A 21,368-nucleotide genomic window follows, 5' to 3' on the forward strand; every position below is an offset into this window, starting at 1 on the left:
CGGCCTACATCGTTCCTGAAAGGAATACATATGCTAAGCATACACAATATGAGGCAATCATGCATGCCAGTCGCAAACGGATGCGATGGAATACTCTAGGTTTATGTTTGTCCAAAATGTCTTGAGATTCTCTTAACTTATGCACGAATCGGTTCAGAACTGATATGATGGATACATTCAATTCACAGCAATACGTCATAGACGTCTTGATACGTTCTGACGATTATTGAACCTACGTTTACCTCAGGAGATGGAATGATGAACCTACCGAATAACTTGAGAATGGATGATGCGCAGTGGCAGCAGCTGATCCGAGAGGTTGCGGAGCAATTCAACAACCTGACGATTATGCGCGGATTCCAATATTATAAACAGAAACGTGTCGGACCATTAGAATTCACTGAACACTATATCATCTCGTCTGTAGTACAAGGATCGGAGCCATATAAGGTCAGACTGAACTTGCAATCTTTGTCGACCAGTTCTTGTACCTGCCCAGTGAGTTCTCGTTGCAAACATATGGCTGCCGTATTGATGAGTTATGCCGAGCAGCTGGAGCGGCCCGTTCCTGCCATTGTGAACGCCCATTCCAGTACCTCGTTGAAACAAATTACCAAGCCCGTTGGAGCCAGGTTCGCAGGAGAATCCAGTATCGCCAACGCAGCACATGACGTGCAGGATAACGATATTCAGGGCAACCAATACAGCCAGATCAAGGAACGCGCAACCGAGCTTGCCGATCTTGAAATCTCAGAGTGGCATGAGCTGTTCCACTCATGTCTAAGACGGCTGGGTACCGGCACAGCAAGCACTTCCTATGTGCAGGAAGCAGCGGACGAACTATACGCCATTAAACCGAAGCTGTCTGAGGCGTTGGATCAACTTTTTGAATTACATGTGCAGCTCTACCTGATCAGGTTCTGTATACCTCCGGCACGTAACTCGATTACGCATACTCCTGTATATCTAAGCTATCCGGCCCAACTTGCTGTGGATGGACTTCTGAAAGGCATTGAGCACGTCCTTACCCATCCGCTTGGTCTGTCTGGTCTCAAGGGGAAGAAGCTGGATCACATCTGGACACGACTTACTGAAACCTCAGCCTATCTGCGAACACAGATGATGCCTGAGACGGCGAGCATGATGTTCTTCTCCCCGATCTATCGACAGTTATGGTTGAACTGGATTGTGCCTGGGCTTCAGGGGAAAACGGAGATGCTGGAATCAGAACTTGTTATATTAAATGATATTGAACGTGGATTACTTACCGCTTCGGCATCCGCACCATCCGGTGGCAGTGTTTTGAGCAGCACTCCGGGTGTTGCTATCGGAAGTGACAGACCGGGTAAATCCGTAACCCTGCCCTTGCCACTGGTACTGGCACAGAGCTGGATATCCTTTCATATGGGACAGGATGATCAGGCTTGGCAGCGACTCGTGAATGGAAGCACGGCTTATGGCATTCCGCCAGAGCATCTGTTGCATTTTCTCCATGTGCTCGCAGATTCAGGTGAATGGAAACGACTCGGAGAGTGGTTGGTGCAACTTGGACCTCTGCTGGCAAATCGGCGTAATTCGCCTTTGAATGATTACATGCAATTGTGGGACATAGCCATTCATCATCTGCCCGATTCAGAGAACCGTATGTGGGACACGCTGGTCAGCATGCTTCCCCACTCTCGCCCAGCTTATGAGGATGCCATGCATTCTCGTGGTCAGTGGCGCCGCTGGATTGATTTTCAGCTTAGTACGGGAACTGAGCCTCTGGAATTCCGCGTAGCCGTGTTGCAACCCATTGAGAAAGAAGCGCCTGAACTATTGCTTCCCTTCTATCATCAGGCGGTGGAGCGTTATATCGGGAATAAGAACAGGGACGGATACAAAGCAGCAGTGAAGCTGCTGAAACGCCTCTCCAAAATCTATAAAAAATTGAAGCATGAAGCGCATTGGGAGCAGTTCATCACCACACTGGCTGTACGTAACAGTCGGCTTCGTGCCCTGCAGGAAGAGCTTCGGAAAGGAAAACTGATCTCATGAGCCTGATTCACCCTTACACCGAGACGATTGAAGTTCACGTCGCTTTAACCGGATATGGCGATGCTTTGTTCTACGGAGCACTCAACACGCATCACTTTGTATCCGGACAGTCGCTGAAGCAGCGATTATTCGCCTGGCATGCGCCCTCCTTCTATGGTACAGAGCTGGAAATCCGGCAGATTGATGAGGTTGAGCTGGTTGTATTGCCTGCGGAAGAAGTCATTCCTTTTTTTGCCGAAATGCATACCCTGCTCCATATTGAATGGAAATGGGATGAGCAGGCTAACCATCTGATTCGATTGGCTCCAGCACTCGCAGCATCCATCGAGAAACGCAAATATGTACCTAGCTTCGAAGCCTATCGCGCAGGACAACTCCAGTGGACCTGGGACCTCGACAGTCTGAAGAAGCAGGATCGGGCATCGCTTGGCAAAGCAATTCAGCAAACAGATGAGAGCTACGCTGAAGGGCTCGGATCGGCCTATTCCGCCTTCGTATTCCAGTACTGGTACAGCTCGGAAGAGGCTGCAACTGATCTGCGGCGCGAATTCCCACAGTTGTTTCCAGAGCGTGGAACAGTTCCTCAGACCGCCGGAATGGATGCCCAGTCCTGGCTCGTCTCGATCGGATGGAAAGCAGATGCCGCACCATTTAGGCCTATGCTGCAATTACAGGAGCCGGACGATGATGAGCCATCTTGGCGGTTACGACTGGTATTGCAGAACAAACTGGATGCCGCCGTATTGGTGCCCGTTCTGCTGGATTCACGCGGCAGACTTGAAGGAGATTGGCCAGAAGTATGGACGCCATTCATTCTGGATCGTTCTGCCAGCTGGCTGGATCAGCTGCGCGCGCATCTGCCGCGTCTTGGAAGCTCCATCAGCGGCAGACGGGATGTGCTGAGTAATCCACTGGAAGATCAGGAAGCCTGGCAGTTCCTGACACAGGATAGTGGCAGGTTACTTCAGGCCGGTTGGCAAGTACTGCTTCCGGGCTGGTGGGAAGCTGCCCGCAGGAAGAAGCCTAAACTGCGTGCCAAGGTGCAGCCTGAGGAAGGCAGTGAGCGGGGACAGTCGTTCTTTGGACTGGACTCGATTATTCATTTTGACTGGCGGATTGCCATTGGTGACACGGATCTCAGCGAAGATGAGTTCGCTGATCTGGTTGCCCGTAATGAACGGCTGGTTCGCTTCCGCGGAGAATGGGTCCCACTCGACCCCGATCTGCTGGAACAGATACGCCGCGCCATGGGCGGTATCGACCGGGAGCAAGGACTTTCGTTCCAGGATATATTGCATCTGCATCTGTTGCATAATGAACAACGTGAATATCGCAATCAGAAATGGAAGGAAGGTCAACAAGTCGAGGAAGAACAACAGCCACAATCCGGTGAGCATATTCGACTGGAGGTTGAGCTGAACGAACACTTGAACCGAGTCATCTCACAACTCGGGGGTGGGCAAGGTGGTGCGCCTTCCCTGCCAATTCCGACGGGACTCCATGCGGAACTGCGTTCCTATCAGAAGGAAGGTTTTGCCTGGCTTGGATTTCTGCGCAGATTCGGTCTTGGAGCGTGTCTCGCAGATGATATGGGTCTCGGAAAAACCATTCAGTTCATTACGTATCTGCTACACATTAAGGATCATGAACCGCGTACTCCGGGACAAGCACCAGCACTTCTGATCTGTCCGACTTCCGTACTGGGCAACTGGCAAAAAGAGATTAGCCGCTTCGCACCTTCCATTAATGTAAGTCTGCACTATGGTGCACGGAGACGAAGTGGAGAAGAATTCCGGGAGCAGACCGAGCAGGTGGATATTATCATTACGTCCTTTGCTACGGCTACACTGGATCAGGAAATGTTGCAGACTTATACGTGGGCATCCATCTGTCTCGATGAAGCGCAGAATATCAAGAACGCGCAGACCAAACAGTCCTTAGCTGTCCGCAGCTTCCCAGCGAAACACCGCATCGCCATGACAGGTACGCCAATTGAGAATCGGTTGTCTGAGCTGTGGTCGATCTATGATTTTATCAATCCAGGATATTTGGGGAATGCCCGGGCGTTCCAGACTCGCTTCATCAGTGCCATTGAAAAAGATAAGGACGAGCAGCGCATGCAGGATCTGCAACAGCTCGTGAAACCGTTCATGCTGCGCCGCAAGAAAAAAGATCCGAATATCCAGCTTGATCTGCCGGATAAAAACGAGATGAAAACCTACATTCACCTTACGGGTGAACAAAGTGCATTATATGACCAATCCGTGCAGGCCCTGATGGATAAAATGAAAGAGCTGGAAGGTATTAAGCGCAAAGGTGCCATCCTCTCGGCGTTAACTCAGCTTAAACAGTTGTGTGACCATCCGCTGTTGTTGACCAAAGAGGCTTTACCGGAGAATCTGTCAGAGAACAACACATTGGCTTCTGCTTATGATGTGTACAGTCCACAGGACATGGCAATGCTGATCAGTCGCTCCGCGAAGCTGGAACGACTGATGGAGCTTGTCCGCGAATTGCGAGACGAGGGCGAGCGTTGCCTTATTTTCACACAATACATCGGCATGGGACAGATGCTGCAACAGGTGTTGCGTCAGGAATTGCAGGAACCTGTCCTGTATCTGTACGGGGGTACCTCCAAGACGGCACGTGACCGAATGATTGAGGAATTCCAGTCTCGGACATTGCCTGAGGATCAGCAACCATCAGTCTTCATTCTGTCTATCAAGGCAGGCGGCGTGGGTCTGAATCTGACCGCAGCTAATCACGTGTTCCATTTTGACCGCTGGTGGAACCCTGCTGTTGAGAATCAGGCCACCGACCGAGCATACCGGATGGGCCAGACGAAGGATGTTCAGGTACACAAGTTCATCTCTCTCGGCACGTTAGAGGAGCGGATCGACGAGATGTTGGAGAGTAAGCAGCAACTTAGTGATAACATTATTACCAGCTCCGAGAACTGGATTACAGAATTGTCCACCGATGAGCTGCAGGATCTGTTCACTCGACGTCGTGACTGGTCAGGTTGACCTTCAATGAACTGAAAGCCGCAACTTAAAGCAAGTCATATCTGGATCGGATCACAGTAAAAACAAAAAAAGAGCGAAGTTTCGGAACTTGAATTCCGGCTTCGCTCTTTATTTATTGATGCAATGATCCTTCTGCTCTTAACGCATGTTACCGATAATGGAAGATCTGGAGTCTTGCATTTTCTTGACAAAGTTAGTCATTACATCGAAAGCTTCGTTGCGCTTGTTCGACATGGATTGCAAACGGAGCATGTCCATTTGTTGAGAATTATATGCTGCATCAATTTGGCCTTTCAGCTTTTGAACAGCTACTGCATCTCCGTTTTGTTGAGCTACCAACAATTGCGAATCCAAATCTGCAATATAATTGTTACGGTTCTGTACTTCCTGAATTTGTGTCTGCAATTGGGCATCCAGTAATTTGGTGCGTTCTTTTTGAACCATCATCAAAGCAGTTTCGATATCCATACTTTGAATATTAGCAAAAGATATACTAGAGATATTCGAGTTAGAGATTGTGCTTGCCGAAGCTGAAGACACGATTGACACTGCCGCAATTGCAGCAACCATCGTTGAAGTAAAGAATTTTCCTGTACGTTTCATTGTTTATTTTCCCCCGATTAATATGTAATATGTACCATTACAATGTGGTTTCTTTCGACATCTTATATCAAAAGACCTAGATGTACAATCAATTTAACATCAAATTTTAAATGGTTTCGACATCCTATACCGTTACCATCCTGTACTACCAAATTCAGAGAAAATTGAACGAAATCATCGCAGATACTCCCGCTCTTACATCGTTCGTGATAACTGCTGGATCAATTCGTGAATATGGGCCTTTACAGGTTGATCATCCATGGATTCTATCATCGTTGGATTCAACAACTGATTCCTCTTCATGACATAAAAATCATACAGCGCCTGGCGGATGGTCATATCATATGTAATCGAAAATGAAGGCTCAGCCACTCGGCGGATGACCGCCTCATCCTGGATCATATACAGAATGGGATTAATCTCATTAAAAGTACCTCTCTCCATGCCTTCTTCGAAAAAGTGACACAACTGCTCACTATGATGCCGTAAAGCGGTCGCAAACCCTTCATATAATGCTGGATAGAGCTTCTTCACATCACTCCAGAAAAATTCTGGAAGATATAATACGTGAGAGATGGAATGTTGGTACGCAATCTGGAACCTGCGCTCGAATGAGATCGAGTTATCTTTCATCAAGGCTCTGGAATCATGAATTTCTTCGATGTAATCGTCCAAAATATTCTGAATAATTTCCTCTTTGGAGGAGAAGTATTTATATAGTGTTGCCTTGCTGATATCCATATGTCTGGCCACATCATCCATTCGAAGCGAACTGATGGCTGTTGTACGTAGCACGGGAATAATCTTAGTCAAAAATTTCTGCGAGTTCTCCAGACGTTTCACGGAGTGCCCTCCTCTATATGCTTACTAGTTCTATCACCGTTGCTTAACTTAACTGATTCACGGTTTACTAAACAGGCGATATATAAGTATAGCATGGATAGACGAAATAGATATATTATACCAACTAAACTATTTTAGACGTTTTGGTTTACTTTGAAATAAGTCTGTGCTATATTTAGTTTATTGAATTTTACGCAATTATATTTTACACAATTTAAATCACATTAAACCTTAGGAGGTTTTCCTTATGAAAAAGATATTAGTTGTATTAACCAATGTAGATAAATACGCCACCAAAGACGAGCCTACTGGCTTGTGGCTGAGCGAAGCGACCCACTTTATTGAAGAGTTTGATCATAACGACAACGTACAGATTGATCTGGTAAGTCCTAAAGGTGGCAATGTGCCCCTTGATCCGAAGAGTCTGGGCGATTCCCTGGATGAGAGCACCAAAGCCTATTTTGAGAACGAAACGTTCATGAACCAGTTGAAAACTACGTTGAAACCTAGCGAAGTAAACGCGAGTGACTACGATGCAATCTACTTCACAGGGGGTCACGGTACAATGTGGGATTTCCCGGATAATGCCGAACTTCAAGAGCTTTCTCGTGATATCTACGAAAAAGGCGGCGTTGTGTCCGGCGTATGCCACGGCGTTACAGCCCTGTTGAACGTGAAGCTTTCCAATGGCCTGCTTCTGATCAAAGACAAAACGGTATCTGGCTTCACGAATGAAGAAGAAGCATTGGCTCAACAAACGGAGTACGTTCCATTCCTGTTGGAAGATGCTTTGAGAGAACGCGCTGCACAATACGATAAAGCTGCTGCATTCAGCTCCTATGTCACAACAGATGGCCGCGTAGTAACAGGACAGAATCCTCAATCCAGCAAAGCCGTAGCTGAGAGTGTCAAACAATTGCTTGGTCTGTAAAATAAACCGATCGCTCCCTCTCCTCCCCCAGGAGATCATATAGATGAACATATCAAAACAGCACGTGATCCGTCATGACCTGACAGAACACGTGCTGTTTCTTTAATGATTTGCTCGTATAGAAACTTCCCTCGCTGTTGTTCCAGCCAAACGCTTCACGATAAAAGGTAAGGTCACCGACGTCAGGATCATGGCAAACGCAATCTGAGCGATAGTTGTATCCACATAAGGCGCATACGACGGATTAAATTCGGCAGCCATCGATGGCACGACCATGGAGAGTCCAGCAACCGAACATGTCCCAGCCGCTGCATAACCGGGCCGTCTTAGTATCGTGCGATCGATTCCAATGAGCGGCAGCATGCAGATCAGCATAAATAATACCGTGACCAGCAGGCCGGACAGACTGGAATGAAACGCAATACGCAGATCAATATTGGACCCAAAGCTTGTGCCCAGGAAAGGCAGCAGAATCAGTGTCCCCAGAGCGAACATCTTCTGCATATTGCTGTCCAGGTTACCAAGCAATATACCGATGAAGAAAGGCACAGAATATTCATGCGCTGTTACAGTTCTGCTCCGTTGGTACGGATCACATTCTGATACCAGAAGAACGAATCCTTACGGTGTCTTTCGAGCGTACCATTTCCATAATCATCCTGATCAACATAGATGAATCCGTACCGTTTGCTCATCTCGGAAGTCCCTGAACTGATCATGTCGATCGGCCCCCACATCGTGTAACCCAACACTTCAACCCCATCAGCAATGGCAAGTCCCATCTGCTCAATATGCTGGCTCAGGAAATCAATCCGGTATGGATCGTTGATCGTTCCATCTTCATTCAGCTTGTCGTAGAAGCCGGAGCTGTTCTCCAGAATGAAGACTGGTTTTTGATACCGATCATAGACCAGATTCAGCGTATACCGCAGGCCAATCGGATCAATCTGCCAACCCCACTCGTTAGCGGGCAGATGCGGGTTTTTATATACACTGTGTACATTACCTGCGGTTAGTTCGAGCTGCTCCGTATCACTACTGGATATCATGGAGTTGTAGTACGACATCCCTACGAAGTCAGCCGTATGTGCGCGAATGCTATCCAGATCGCCATCCTTGATGTTCAACTGGATCTCCTTGTTTTTGAAATACGTTTTACTATAGTAGGGGTACTCCCCTTTATTGAGCACATCCAAGTAGAATTGATTTTTCATCTGGTCATCCTGTTGCATCTGGAGCGCATCCTCCGGCTTGCATGTGTAAGGATATGTTGTGAAATAAGCGACCATACTTCCGATCTGGTTGTTCGGATCAATCTCATGGGCCATCTTGGTTGCTCTGGACGCAGCTACAAATTGATGATGCAGCCCCTGGAACAGCATTTCCTCATAATTCGGAGCATCATAATCGATAATTCCCAACGTCTTGGCTGATGCTTTCACACTCATGTTGATCTCGTTGAACGTTACCCAATATTTCACTTTGCCCTTGTAGCGATTGAACAGTACATCACAATAGTTCACATACAGATCGATCAGCTTGCGGTTATACCATCCTCCGAACTTGTCCATCAGTACGATTGGTGTGTCAAAGTGACTGATGGTGATCAGGGGCTCCATACCCTGTTTTATACATTCATCAATGACTTGGTCGTAGAACTCTAGTGCCTTTTCGTTCGGAGTAGCATCATCCCCGCCTGGAAATACTCTTGCCCATGAAATGGAATACCGAAACACTTTGAAGCCCATTTCGGCAAACAAGGCGATATCCTCACGGAAAGAATGATAGAAATCAATTCCCCGGCGCTTCGGATATTTCACGGTATCTGGGTCATTCCGGGCCTCTTCAATCATCTCCCAATTCACTCTGATCTGCTTAGTCACCTTGCGATCATTCTTTTCGTTAAATTTCATCACTTCCGGAATGGTCAGACTTTTGCCATCCACATCATAAGCGCCTTCAGCCTGACAAGCAGACAGTGCACCGCCCCACAGAAAATCTTTTGGAAAATTGGAATTCGTCATTATAGTTTCCTCCTATTGTTACGTGATATGAAGTTCATGTTGTGTTGTTGGTTTAAACGTCTTGTATCACACCTATGGGATCAGCTTGATCAAAGCTTCACTCTCCCGAATTGGGCCGCTGGTTGCTGTAGTTAGTACATCCCCATATGGTTGCATGTTGGTAACGACAATGGATGTAATGGTTTTATATCCTGCTGACGTAATACCTTCTGGATCAAATTCCACCAAAAGATCGCCAGCCTTGATGGTCTGTCCCTGTTCGATATGGGCGTTAAAATATTTCCCTTTCAAACTAACGGTATCCACACCGATATGGATCAGGATCTCGACACCATTCGCTGCCTTCAATCCGATGGCGTGTTTGGTCCGATAAAGGGCTTCGACTACTCCGTCAAACGGAGCATAAACCTTGCCCTCTGTTGGAACAATCGCAATGCCTTTACCCATTAACTCTTGAGCAAACGCCTGATCTTCCACTTCAGAGATCGGTTTGATCTCCCCTGTCATTGGACTAACGATAAGCATGTCCGAGGAGGTGGATGTCTGTGATGATACTGACTCTGAAGGTACCTCTGTGGCAACGACTGTTGGATTGTCATTTACCTTACCAGTAGCTTGTTGCTTCGATTTACTTCCATCTGTATCTTCCTTGATGCCAGCCAACAGTGTGAACACAAAACCCAGTACAACGGCTGCTATACATCCAATCACGACATACATGTAACGATCAGATGTATACGTACCAATTGCCAATACACCTGGAAGCGAAATCGCATTTGCTGTTGTATGCACCAAGCTGTAGAATCCACCGACTAAACCACCCGCTAGACATCCTGCAAAGAAGGGGCGTTTGTATTTCAGTGTGACACCATAAATCGCCGGCTCGGTAATCCCGAACAACGCAGTGAATCCACTCGAAGCAGCCGCTGATTTCATCGTTTTACTCTTCGTCAATACAAACACACCAAAGGCTGCTCCAGCCTGAGCCAAGTTCGCCGCCAGTGCCGTTGGCAACAGTACGGTTGCACCCAGTGTAGCCACTTGTTGAACCTGAATAGGCATGATGGCATAGTGCATGCCGAACATGACCATGATTGGTTTGAAAAATCCAAGAATCGCACCAGCAAGAACACCTGCAGTGGAGAACAATGAGTTAATACCATTGATCAACCAGTCACCGATATATGATCCTACTGGACCAAGCACAATGAGTTCCACTGGAATCATAATAAACAAAACAATCATTGGGGTAAGCAGGACCTGTAGGAACTTGGGAATCACTCGATTGACAATTGGATACACATAACTCATGATCCATACCGCCAGAATGATGGGAATGACGGAAGATGAATATTTCATCAACAGGATCGGCATGCCAAGAAAGTCAATGCTGTTCACACCCGTCTCAGCAATCTGGGACGCAGCGTTCAGAATGATGGGGTGCATCAGCCCAGCAGCAAGAGCTACCGCCAAATAGGGATTGGTTTTGAAACGGTTTGCTGCACTGACAGCCAGGAAGAATGGCATGAAGTAGAAAATACAGTCTCCGATCATGTTAATGATCGTCAGGAAACCAGAACCCTCCAGATACCCCATTGCCGTTATAACGGTAGCCAAACATTTGATCATCCCGCAACCAACGAGTGCTGGCAGAACAGGCGTGAATATACCTGCGATGGTTTCAAGCACGACATTGACAGGGTTGCGTCTCTTTTTCGGTCCACGATCTCCAGGCTCGGCAGGTTCACCAGTATTATCAGAAGTCAGATTTCTCACTTCACTGTATACTGCATCCACTTTAGCCCCAATAACGATCTGAATCTGCCCTCCAGAGTTCTGTGCTCTAAGCACACCTTCCAGCTGATCCAGCGCCTTGAGGTTTGCTTTGCTATCATCCTTCAATACAAATCTCAAACGGGTTGCACAGTGTGTCAGACCCGATATATTTTGCTCGCCGCCAACAAGCTCAAGTACGTTTTTAGCCAAGTCTTTATTGTTCATGACCCTTCTCCTCTACATAAATGAAAGATGTATATATAAAAAATGACCAAGCCGGGGAATCGTCATTCCCTACGCTTGGTCATGCCTGATCGAATCAGTAACAGTCCATAATTGTTATGCAATTGGTTAGTTCGAGATTAATCGTTGGATATGCAGAATTAGATATAACTTTTCATCATCAGAACAGGTCCATTCATAATTACTTTGCAGAAAATCAGCAATCTTCTCGACACAAGCCAGTTCTTTCGGAAACTTCTCCTTCACCATCAGGAACAGCGATTCGTTCTCGTCTTTGAGCGACTTACCGCTCATCTGTCGCATAATGAAGTACCTGATATGTGTCGCAAACCGCATAAAGTGAATAGAGTCTTCTTTAAAGTCAATTTTGAGTGCATATTTGATCACCGATAGAATCTCGCCTGTAACCGTTGTCACTTTGGTGGTATCCGTCATCTCCCCCGAACCAACCTGTGCATTGACAAAATGTAACGCAACAAGTGTTGTTTCAGCTGCGGGCAAGGTTATACCCGTTTGTTCCTGAATTAACTCAAGCGCAGCCTCACCCACACGGGTCTCATTCGGATACAGTGTTCTAACTTCCCATTCCAGCGGATTCTTGATACTGATCCCTTCCCGTTGCCTGGTCAATGCGAAACTAATGTGGTCAGACAGGGTGAGAAGCAGGTTCGGGTTAAATTGTTTATTCAGGATCTGACTGCCCAGCTTGATGACTTCTTCAGCCAAATAAATATCCTCAATCGGTATGCTGTTCAGTAAGTCATACATACGGATATTCTTCGGTGCCACAAAGATTTTCTCCACCAGATCTGTCTCCGTCAGCTCATAAGGCGTTTTCAGAAACCCTACACCTTTACCTACGACGAATACTTCCTCGTTGTTATCATTAATGGCAATCGCCACATTATTATTCACTTTCTTAATAACCTTCAATGTCCTCACCCCCCGACAGAAATCAAAAAAAGACCGAAAGCGATTACAGTTAAATAATCGAATTCGGTCATGCCTGGTTTGCCCAGTAACAGTCCGTGTTATGAATATATATTTTATTATAGGCCTGTTCACCAGAATGTCAATCATCCTTTATAAGGGAAACGAATCTTCTCCTGTTCGAACCACCTGAAGGGTGTAATGCGATCTAACTCGTCCATGATATAGAAGCCTTTCTCTGTTCCCAAGAATAATTGTGACCATATGTGCTGGGTGAAAGTCTAATTCATGTAAAAGCAAAGGGAAATGGATTCCCATAACCCAAGAAAGGAGCTGGTACCGATGGAATGGACCAATCTCGTGAATCAAGCCATTCAGGGAGAACGGGATGCCTTTATCAGGCTCATCCGACAGATTGAGAATTCCCTGTACAATACCGCTAAATCCATGCTTCGAAAAGAGGAAGACGTGGCAGATGCCATTCAGGAGACGATTTTGAAAGCCTATAAATCACTGCATACGATTCGCGAACCCCAATATTTCAAAACGTGGATGTTCCGCATTCTGATTAATGAATGCAACACCCTATTATCCCGTCGTTCCCTCTCTACGTCCTATGCGGAGGTGCCCGCCAAGGAGGAATCCTCCAGTCCATATGATGAGGTGGATATGAGAGAAGCGGTTGATCGGCTGGATGAACCAAAGCGAGTAGTCATCGTGCTTCATTATTTCGAAGATCTCTCACTAAAGCAGGTAGCTAATGCGCTAGATATCTCCGAAAGCGCGGTGAAAATGAGATTAAGCCGGGCAAGACAGGAGCTATATCAGAAATTCAAAAATTTTCGGGAGGTAAAACTACATGTCAAATCCGTTTAATATCGATCAGGAATTAAGAGAACAATCGAAGGAGCGTCCTATTATGTCAACAACTGTTCGCAATCGAATCGATGCCACGTTAGAATCACTACCGGAATCACCATTACTGAATTCAGGACATTCTCGTAAGCCGCGTCTTCATAAAGGTCTGCGTCGTACAGTCGCAGCGACGATTGCAGCTGGAGTGTTAGGTATAACTGTCTTTGCCTCCGGATTTGTGTCTCCCGTCATGGCTGATTCTTTGCGCAGCATCCCGCTGGTTGGCAGTCTCTTCAGCTCTATTGAAGCCGATATGGGATTGCGCACCGCAGGAGACGAAGGCCTGACGAAGCTCGTAAACAGCAATGTGTCTTTTAAGGACGTAAAACTGGAAGTGTCGGAAACCGTATATGACGGTACTCGTGCAGCCTTCCTGGTTCATGTTACCGCACCTAATTTAAAGAATGGTGAATATGACAACGGCAAGAACATTGTAAAGCTTAGTAACGGCATTGAGAATGTCTTTTTCAACGTAAATGGCACAGGCCAAGATGGTGGTTTGTTCTACGGTTCTGCTGGAAACACATATCCAGATACATTGCTGTTCGAACAAGTCATTCCCTCAAATCACGCCGCTGCCGGACTGCCGGATCAGTTTGACGCTGAAGTCACGTTCACTTTACAAGGCATTGATCACGAGTTTACGCTGAACATCCCTTTTACGAAAACGACCGAGGATATTCTGCATATTGAACCCAACGTCATTGTCGCCAATGATCTGATTACCGCATCCGTTACGGAAGCCCAGATTACGCCAATTACGACACGCCTGTCTACGGTGGTCTCGCTTAATGGTAAGAGCATGCTCACAGCTAAAGATGAAGAGCAGTTACGTAATATAGGGTTTGCAATCTACGATGATCAGGGCCGACAACTGACTGCATTAAACGGTGAAGGCTTGTATGAGAGCAATCAATTAAAATCTGAACGGATCTATGCCACCACACCTGGCGACTCAACATATTTGGTCGTGAAGCCATTTGAGATTGAGGATGATTTTAGTGAAGAGATTAAAGATCGGCAGTTCATCAAGGGAATGGACATGAAAATCGAGCTGAATCAACCGTAACCATCTATTCATAAAGGAGCATTTCCCCATGTCCATTCAATTACAAAACTTGCGATAGGTCAGCGTATGATATCCCCATGGAGGCTGGCGGATTGCTCCGCTCGAAGACATGGGTATTACGCCAGCTTCCTCTTAAAACTTGAGATCTATTCAGGCAAAACATGGTCGCCTCCATCAGGTGAAAAATGTAAAGCGCTGTGGTACAATGAAAGAATTGTGTATTCACAGACAGACTTGTGGGTAAAGGTGCTGAGTTGATTCTGGATCAGCGCTCTTTGTCCATGATTATGCTGCCATTCTAGGGAGGCTTATGGAACAACCATGCTCATTATTGGTATCGCCGGAGGGACCGGCTCCGGTAAAACGACGGTAGCTCGCTCCGTCATAGACCGTCTGGGATCAGCTAAGGTCACGTTTATCTCCCAAGACAATTATTACAAAGACCAGTCGCAGCTCACACCTGAGCAACGTCGACTCACCAATTACGATCACCCATTTGCATTCGATAATGATCTGTTGATTGAGCATCTCACCCTGTTGAAAAAAGGCCAAGCGGCGTATGCTCCCGTATATGACTTCACCATAGATAACCGTGCTGTAGATGAGACGGTTGAACTGGCACCGAACCATATTGTCATTGTAGAAGGATTGCATGTGCTGATTGACGAACATCTTCGCAGCCTGCTGGACATCAAAGTATTCGTTGATACGGATTCCGATGTGCGGATTCTACGGAGAGTACTTCGTGATATGGAAGAACGCGGACGCACGATCCAATCCGTGTACAAACAATATCTCGAAACAGTAAAACCGATGCATGATGCTTTTATCGAGCCATCCAAAAAGTATGCTGACATCATTATTCCAGAAGGCGGACATAATGAAGTGGGCATTCAGATGTTATCCATCCTCACCGAGAAATACCTCACCGGAGAGAATTGGAACGGCGCTTAATTCGTTGTAATGCAACACATCAGAAATCCAGATTACGATACAGCGTAATCTGGGTTTTTTGTTGATTCTTCATTTATAATAATCCCCATAATTGAAAGGAGATCTACCCCTATGGCTACTTTTGAAGAGTTCATGCAACATGACATCCGGGTTGGTACTGTGGTGAAAGCCGAACCATTCCCCAAAGCTCGCATACCCGCCATTAAAAGACAATCGACTTCGGTCCACTTGGTATTAAACGTTCCAGCGCTCAGATTACCCAGCGCTACACGCCTGACATGATGATCGGCAAACAGGTGGTTGCTGTAGTTAATTTCCCGCCCCGGCGGATTGCCGGTTTTGTCTCTGAAGTACTCGTGCTTGGCGGCGTGCCTGGTGAAGGCGATGTTGTCCTGCTCACACCGGATAGCCCATTGCCTAATGGAACACCGATAGCCTGACTTTATTTGGAGTTGGACGATTAAGGGCTTTTCAAATGTGGGGAAATCGAGTATCCTTGATGTATTGAACAGTGAACTACATACGTTTGGAGACCTTAAAGCATAAGGCTATGAATCTGCGGATTCGTGGCCTTTTTTGTGTTTTTTCGATGGCATATAGGTCTTTAGGACTGGATGTGTATCCATGAAAGGTGGAGTTTTGTTGATAAATAATACCAAAATACTAGTTTTACATGGTAGAATATTGATTATTATTACAAATTTAGTAGCTATATAAGTTGAACTAATCATTTACACGATAACGGAGAGGACAGAAAAGAAGCGAAGCGTTCGCCTTGATCACCGGATTTTCCCTTGCGAAAAGGGAATCCAAAAAATCTGGGGATAACAGCGATTGGAAGGTTATTCTGTCATCGCAGTGTCAGTGTAAATAATCTTTAGTTCAACTTGTATACTAGCCTGACGAGTACATATCAAAAACAAAAAATTAAAATGGAGAGGAGTAAGATTCATGAAAAAATTGATGATTTCCAGCGTAACGGCATTGGCTTTATTAACAGGGGGTATTGCAGATTTTGGAGGAATGGGGAGTTCTGTAGAAGCGGCACAAGCTACGACCAAATTTAAGGATGTTCCGGCTACTCACTGGGCATATTCAGCAATCAACTCGGCAGTGGAACAAGGTTATTTCAAGGGGTATGCAGATGGAACATTTAAACCCAGCTCACCTGTTACCAAAGCTGAAATGGCAAGTATCCTGGGACGTCTATCAGACCAGCCGAATGCCGCGACACCAGAGTCAAATAACTTCACGGATGTACCTGAGTGGGCAAAGAGCGGTGTCTCTATTGCTATTGCCAAAGGTTTTATTAATCCTTCCAACTACAAAGGGAAATTGGATGCACAAGCTTCTCTACAACGGGGCGAAATGGCGGGATGGCTTACGCAAGGTCTGACCGTAGTTGACCCTGATTATAAGCAAGCCCTTTCGGATGTAACGAATACAGTTGTGCCTACGAAGGAATATTTCACAGGTAAGCTCGCGAGTTCACAGAAAAATGCCGTGGCAGTTGCCCTGGGGACCGGACTGATGAGTGTGGCAAACGATAAAACATTTGGTGTAGATCGTACCACCACTCGGGCGGAAGTTGCTGTGTTAATAGCTCGTTATGCAGCAGTTGCCAAGACGAAACCTGCCGATTTTCAGGGTTTGAATGAGCTGAGAGCAGTGGGTTTGACGGGGACGAATTTGAGTATTATTGCGCCGAAATATCAGGTGATTTCCGAGAGCAATTATCCTTACGATTACAATAAGGTAACTGGTGACTTCTCCAAAATCCGCAACCAAGAAATAGTTACCAAAACTAATTACGCTGATCTCAAAGTGAGAAATTGGATTGTTGTTAACCCCTATGTTGCAAGTAACGATAGAAGTATCTACTACCCTGTCTTTGTAGATGAGAAAGACAGACTGGTAAGAGGGGCATATTATTCATTTGTTGAATTCGATCTTGATATAAAGAACACCATGAATCAATTACAAGGGGGAAGTTTAATTAACTCTCCTACTATTAATCCTCTGAAATCACCTAATAGCGATGCAATTTTTAGTTATGGTGTACCTCGCATCAGTAATTTACTTGGTGCAAAGGGAGTATTTAATGTTAAGAATCCAATTTACTGGACAGAAGGTTTGTTACATTTCGACAAAGAACTCAATCCAGAAGTTTTACTCACTCTAAAAGATGGGACGGTTTTCAGAGTAAGACCTAATTAATAATTAATGATAAGGGTGATGCAATGTGCATTTGCTTAAAGTATTGAAAAAAACACTTCTCATAGTTCTCGCATTAAATTTAGTCTTCATTTCACTTCCTGCCGTTTTTGCAGGAGGTGGCCCTGGGGACAAGCCAATTCTGCAATCCTCTAGGATAGAGCCTTCTGCTCCTTCAAAATCCCAGAAAAAAATAATCCCACTTCAAGGTAAAGGAACTACTAATATTGGGATTTATATTTTTCAACTGGATAATATGAAATGGAAAGTAGTTGGAGAATGTAACGGACAAGAGTTAGGCAATAACTCTGCTACAAATAAGCCAAATTCTTCGATAGTATGTGTAAATTTGTCTTTAGAATCTCCTAGCTATCAACCTTTAGAGTATTTAGATAAACAAGGTAATCCACATCCAAGAACTGAGATTACTTCTAATTCCATCTCTCCTATCTATATGGATAACACAGCATACTATCGGCCTGGATTACCTATCCTGTTAAATGTAGAGTCATTTACTGAGAAAAGGACAAAATTTTCCGTGCAAATTGGTGCAGCTATTGAGCCTACTGAATACAGACCCTACGAGTTACCCAAATATTCTGCAGATTATCTATTTAACACAGATCTATATTGGGAAGGCCAAGCTGAAATAACCAAAGAGATCAACCTCTCCGCTGGCGGGCAACTTAGCTTAAATCAGTCTAAACAACTTAATGCTACGGTCAAAACGAAAACTGGAGACGGAAACTTCGGCGCTGAGACCAATGTAAATACTGGTAGCGGTGGTACAACTACGTGGAAATCTTCTAACCCTGGTGTCGCTACGGTTAGTAACTCCGGAGAAGTTCAAGCCGTCAGCAGAGGAACGACAACCATCACCGTTTTGTGGAGGAAAGATGGATTTGAGTTAACTACCACAACAAACATTGGTGTAGAAGAAAATCCGGGTCCTGGTGGGGATAGCGGTAACGGAGGCAGTGGTGGAAGTTGTACTCCAACGATTGGACCACCTTCTACTGGAACCATCATGAGTATGAATGATCTCGATCCAAATACCAATGGTGTTATTAAGTCAGATAACAGAGATAATGAGACATTCAATGTATTAAAAGGAATCCCTACTTCTGAGTCACTCTACACGAATGCCTTTGCTGACAATTATTTATTTAAACAAGCCTGGGCGAAAATGAGCGGAAAAGTTACGTATAATTGCAACATCACCATTTCCTATGACAGAGAATGGACCGTAACTGGACCACCCATATGTAATGAGCAAGGTTGTACGGATGGCCCACCTGTTCCCAGAAACGATACTGTGCCCAAACCGTACTCCTTCCAGATTTCAAGAGACTACTCTTACTGGAAAATTAACAATCTGGAAGTGTACCAGATCGCTAAAGCAACCATGAAAAATTATGCTTTACCTGGGGAAATAGTCACGATGACGCCTTCAGGATACACACCACCAACACTGGAGTCTAAAAATAATGAAGCTGTGGAAAGCCATGTACGACCTGGGCAGACAACTGCAATCTCATACACTCCAACCAAATTAACAGGTGGCTTGAATTCACCTCCCAGTGTGCCAAACGATACATCTCTGTTAAAAGGAATGGCGGAGTCGAATACACCTCAAAGTAAAGTGAATAATGATTTAGTTAAATTCAACAACGCAACCATTATGAATGATGCGGAAGCAACCAAAGATGGCCCAACTCCATCGAACATCCCTAATCCAACAACCATTGCACGAGACGTTCTGTACAAGCCGGGCAACATGATTAGCAACACACTTCTGAATAAAGCAAACACAGCAAGCTCGGGTGAAATTTATTATGATTTGCTGCCGGGTAATGTGAACGGTGGCGCCAACAAGATATTGCCGATTAACGGCATTAACACCGTCACGGTGCACACGCCTGTCGTAAATTACTCCTGGGTATCGGACGATCAGCCGCATAATCAGAAAACGGTACCGGACCCAACCAGTGCCGCACTCATTCTGGAACGTCCGTTCATTGTACGTATTCCCACATCTGGGCAGCACTTGGATGCAGCCAGTTATCCCGGTTATGGCAATCGGGACTATGCCAAATATTTTCGGATCAAACAGGTGCAATTCCCGTTTGATGTCTATAATGCTGACCAAAGCCAGTTCATTCCCGCCAATTCCTGGGTCGATATTCCGGTCAATCAACTGGACACCACATTCTATCTCCCTGTGTGGGTAGACGAAGGCAAGTATCACATTGCATTCCGCAATATCGCGGAGAATGCACCTGTAAACTTTACCGAGCAACAGGATGCCAATACCAATTTGGCACATCATGTTGCAGCGGACACCGTACCGGTGGATGTCATCGGAAGGTTATATGATTTTCATGTCACCGATATCTCCAATTACAACTGGGAAAATGTATTTCGCAAGCAATTGGGTAGTCCCGAACCAACGGGCAATAGCTACTGGACTGGAATGAATAGCATTGATGGTGATCCACGAGGTAATCTGTCCCCATTTGTATTACCCATTCGACCAGGAAGCCATCCGGTGCAGGGATTCACTAACGCAACTGTGAAGACGGGGTACCATTTTAAGTTCGACTTGAAGACCAAAGGTAATATGTTTGGCAAACAGGATGCTATTCGAATAACACCCACATTTGCTTTTGTAAGCAAAGATGGGTCTTCTCGACAAGAAGTAGATCTGTACTACCATCGGGGTCAGGAACGCCTTATCCGTATCGGATCGGCTCAGGATCTGGAGAAACGCTTTGTTGTCCTGAACGCCCGGCTTCGAAATATACCCGGCACAGAGTTAGGCGATACAGCGCGTTACCAGTATACTTATGAACTGTCAGCGGAAGAACGCAACCAACGTACATTGGCGGAACATATGGTTCGCCTGGTCGATCAGACCTCTCATCAGAAAACGTGGGTAGGTCGCTATGACTGGATGATCCTGTCTGCTCCAATTCGGACACTCATTGGGCCCAAAACAGACATTCCTTCCGGGGTCAACGTGGACCGGGCCAATGCAGCAATCCAAAGATGGTACGGTGAGTACAGCTTGCCAGCCGATGTATATGCCGTACCCAAGGGTACGAATCTCGAACTCCTCGCCCGACAAAATCAGCTGGATGAGAACTCAAAGAGTTTCTTGAAGAATGGTTACATCGTGGTCAATTTCAATATGGAGAGCTTGCGGAATGGAAATACAGAGGCACCCCATCTGCAGTACATTCATGCACCACTGATGAACCAGTGGCAGATGGAGGGGTTCAGCAACACTCCGGTAGGCAGTCAAGGCAAAACATGGCCTCTGAAGGATGGCGATATAGTCTTCTACCATGCAGATCAGTCCAGCCGGAACGACTTCCAATCTCAGGTACCACACTAGTTCTGAATCGCTCCACTCCATACAGCTGCCTAAGCAAAACTATGATGTACTGCGTGACATGCTACGAAGCATTAACAAGCTATTCCTGTATCACGTCCCATCTACACACAGCATGCCTGTTATACAACAAAAGGGTTCTCCTGAAAGTCATCTATCGACTTTTAGGGGAACCCTTCTTGCATCATTCTCTTTGTATAACCTGACTTAGACTTATAACATAACCCCGCACATCGATGTTAGCCTGACAGAATCTTCCGAAGAACCTGCTCCTGCTCTTGTTTCTTTTCTTGCTTCTGCGCCTGCATCTGATGCTCCATTTCCCTCACGGACAACACCGATGCCATCAGACTCCGAGTATAAGGATGATTCGCTGAACTGGTCAGTTGTGAACTCTCCACAACCTCGA

At 45.8% G+C, this 21,368-nt stretch carries 15 protein-coding genes and 1 pseudogene; 9 read left to right on the forward strand and 7 right to left on the reverse strand.

Going from position 1 to position 21,368, the window contains the following annotated elements; genetic code table 11:
- Positions 1-258: 258 nt before the first annotated feature.
- On the forward strand, positions 259-2,037 hold the full coding sequence (locus C0Q44_RS04330; RefSeq protein WP_181150850.1) for an SWIM zinc finger family protein: 1,779 nt from the start codon (positions 259-261) through the stop codon (positions 2,035-2,037).
- Positions 2,034-5,063 carry a DEAD/DEAH box helicase gene (locus C0Q44_RS04335; RefSeq protein WP_374955067.1) on the forward strand — a complete coding sequence of 1,010 codons (3,030 nt, stop codon included), beginning with the start codon at positions 2,034-2,036 and terminating at the stop codon, positions 5,061-5,063. Before C0Q44_RS04330 ends, C0Q44_RS04335 begins: the two co-directional genes overlap by 4 nt.
- A gap of 138 nt (positions 5,064-5,201) precedes the next feature.
- Here the strand turns inward: C0Q44_RS04335 and C0Q44_RS04340 are convergent, their stop codons facing one another.
- Positions 5,202-5,666: a hypothetical protein gene (locus tag C0Q44_RS04340; protein WP_105406192.1), complete on the reverse strand. Its 465-nt coding sequence runs from the start codon at positions 5,664-5,666 to the stop codon at positions 5,202-5,204.
- A 195-nt stretch (positions 5,667-5,861) separates the two neighbouring features.
- On the reverse strand, positions 5,862-6,509 hold the full coding sequence (locus C0Q44_RS04345; RefSeq protein WP_105406193.1) for a TetR/AcrR family transcriptional regulator: 648 nt from the start codon (positions 6,507-6,509) through the stop codon (positions 5,862-5,864).
- A gap of 247 nt (positions 6,510-6,756) precedes the next feature.
- On the opposite strand from C0Q44_RS04345, the gene C0Q44_RS04350 reads away from it, so the two are divergent.
- Entirely contained in the window at positions 6,757-7,440 is a 684-nt protein-coding gene (locus C0Q44_RS04350; protein WP_105406194.1) for a type 1 glutamine amidotransferase domain-containing protein, read from the forward strand.
- A 102-nt stretch (positions 7,441-7,542) separates the two neighbouring features.
- Here the strand turns inward: C0Q44_RS04350 and C0Q44_RS04355 are convergent, their stop codons facing one another.
- From C0Q44_RS04355 to C0Q44_RS04370, 4 genes are all read right to left on the reverse strand, one after another.
- Positions 7,543-7,989: a 2-keto-3-deoxygluconate permease gene (locus C0Q44_RS04355; RefSeq protein ID WP_258166166.1), complete on the reverse strand. Its 447-nt coding sequence runs from the start codon at positions 7,987-7,989 to the stop codon at positions 7,543-7,545.
- Positions 7,990-8,006: 17 nt separating this feature from the next.
- Complete coding sequence (locus tag C0Q44_RS04360) at positions 8,007-9,464, reverse strand: glycoside hydrolase family 1 protein (protein WP_105406195.1); 1,458 nt, start codon at positions 9,462-9,464, stop codon at positions 8,007-8,009.
- A gap of 72 nt (positions 9,465-9,536) precedes the next feature.
- Positions 9,537-11,465: a beta-glucoside-specific PTS transporter subunit IIABC gene (locus C0Q44_RS04365; protein ID WP_105406196.1), complete on the reverse strand. Its 1,929-nt coding sequence runs from the start codon at positions 11,463-11,465 to the stop codon at positions 9,537-9,539.
- Between the two features lie 126 nt (positions 11,466-11,591).
- Entirely contained in the window at positions 11,592-12,425 is an 834-nt protein-coding gene (locus C0Q44_RS04370) for a PRD domain-containing protein (RefSeq protein WP_258166167.1), read from the reverse strand.
- Positions 12,426-12,755: 330 nt separating this feature from the next.
- On the opposite strand from C0Q44_RS04370, the gene C0Q44_RS04375 reads away from it, so the two are divergent.
- The 6 genes and pseudogenes from C0Q44_RS04375 (at position 12,756) to C0Q44_RS04400 (ending at position 20,962) form a co-directional block, all read left to right on the forward strand.
- Complete coding sequence (locus tag C0Q44_RS04375) at positions 12,756-13,289, forward strand: RNA polymerase sigma factor (RefSeq protein ID WP_105406198.1); 534 nt, start codon at positions 12,756-12,758, stop codon at positions 13,287-13,289.
- A complete protein-coding gene (locus tag C0Q44_RS04380; RefSeq protein ID WP_105406199.1) occupies positions 13,273-14,397 on the forward strand; it encodes a DUF4179 domain-containing protein in 1,125 nt (374 codons plus the stop codon). Before C0Q44_RS04375 ends, C0Q44_RS04380 begins: the two co-directional genes overlap by 17 nt.
- 321 nt (positions 14,398-14,718) lie before the next feature.
- Positions 14,719-15,351, forward strand: coding sequence for a uridine kinase (gene udk / locus C0Q44_RS04385; protein WP_105406200.1), 633 nt, complete (start codon positions 14,719-14,721; stop codon positions 15,349-15,351).
- A 111-nt stretch (positions 15,352-15,462) separates the two neighbouring features.
- A pseudogene (gene csaA, locus C0Q44_RS04390) lies at positions 15,463-15,791 on the forward strand (chaperone CsaA).
- 511 nt (positions 15,792-16,302) lie between these two features.
- Positions 16,303-17,568 (forward strand): S-layer homology domain-containing protein, encoded by a 1,266-nt coding sequence (locus C0Q44_RS04395; protein ID WP_105406201.1) that lies wholly within the window; start codon positions 16,303-16,305, stop codon positions 17,566-17,568.
- A 451-nt stretch (positions 17,569-18,019) separates the two neighbouring features.
- On the forward strand, positions 18,020-20,962 hold the full coding sequence (locus tag C0Q44_RS04400) for a DUF5704 domain-containing protein (RefSeq protein WP_258166168.1): 2,943 nt from the start codon (positions 18,020-18,022) through the stop codon (positions 20,960-20,962).
- 236 nt (positions 20,963-21,198) lie between these two features.
- Here the strand turns inward: C0Q44_RS04400 and C0Q44_RS29820 are convergent, their stop codons facing one another.
- Positions 21,199-21,360 (reverse strand): hypothetical protein, encoded by a 162-nt coding sequence (locus tag C0Q44_RS29820; RefSeq protein WP_219845169.1) that lies wholly within the window; start codon positions 21,358-21,360, stop codon positions 21,199-21,201.
- Positions 21,361-21,368: the final 8 nt, after the last annotated feature.

Origin of the sequence: Paenibacillus sp. PCH8, from assembly GCF_002968835.1 — a bacterium.
Classification (GTDB): Bacteria; Bacillota; Bacilli; order Paenibacillales; family Paenibacillaceae; genus Paenibacillus.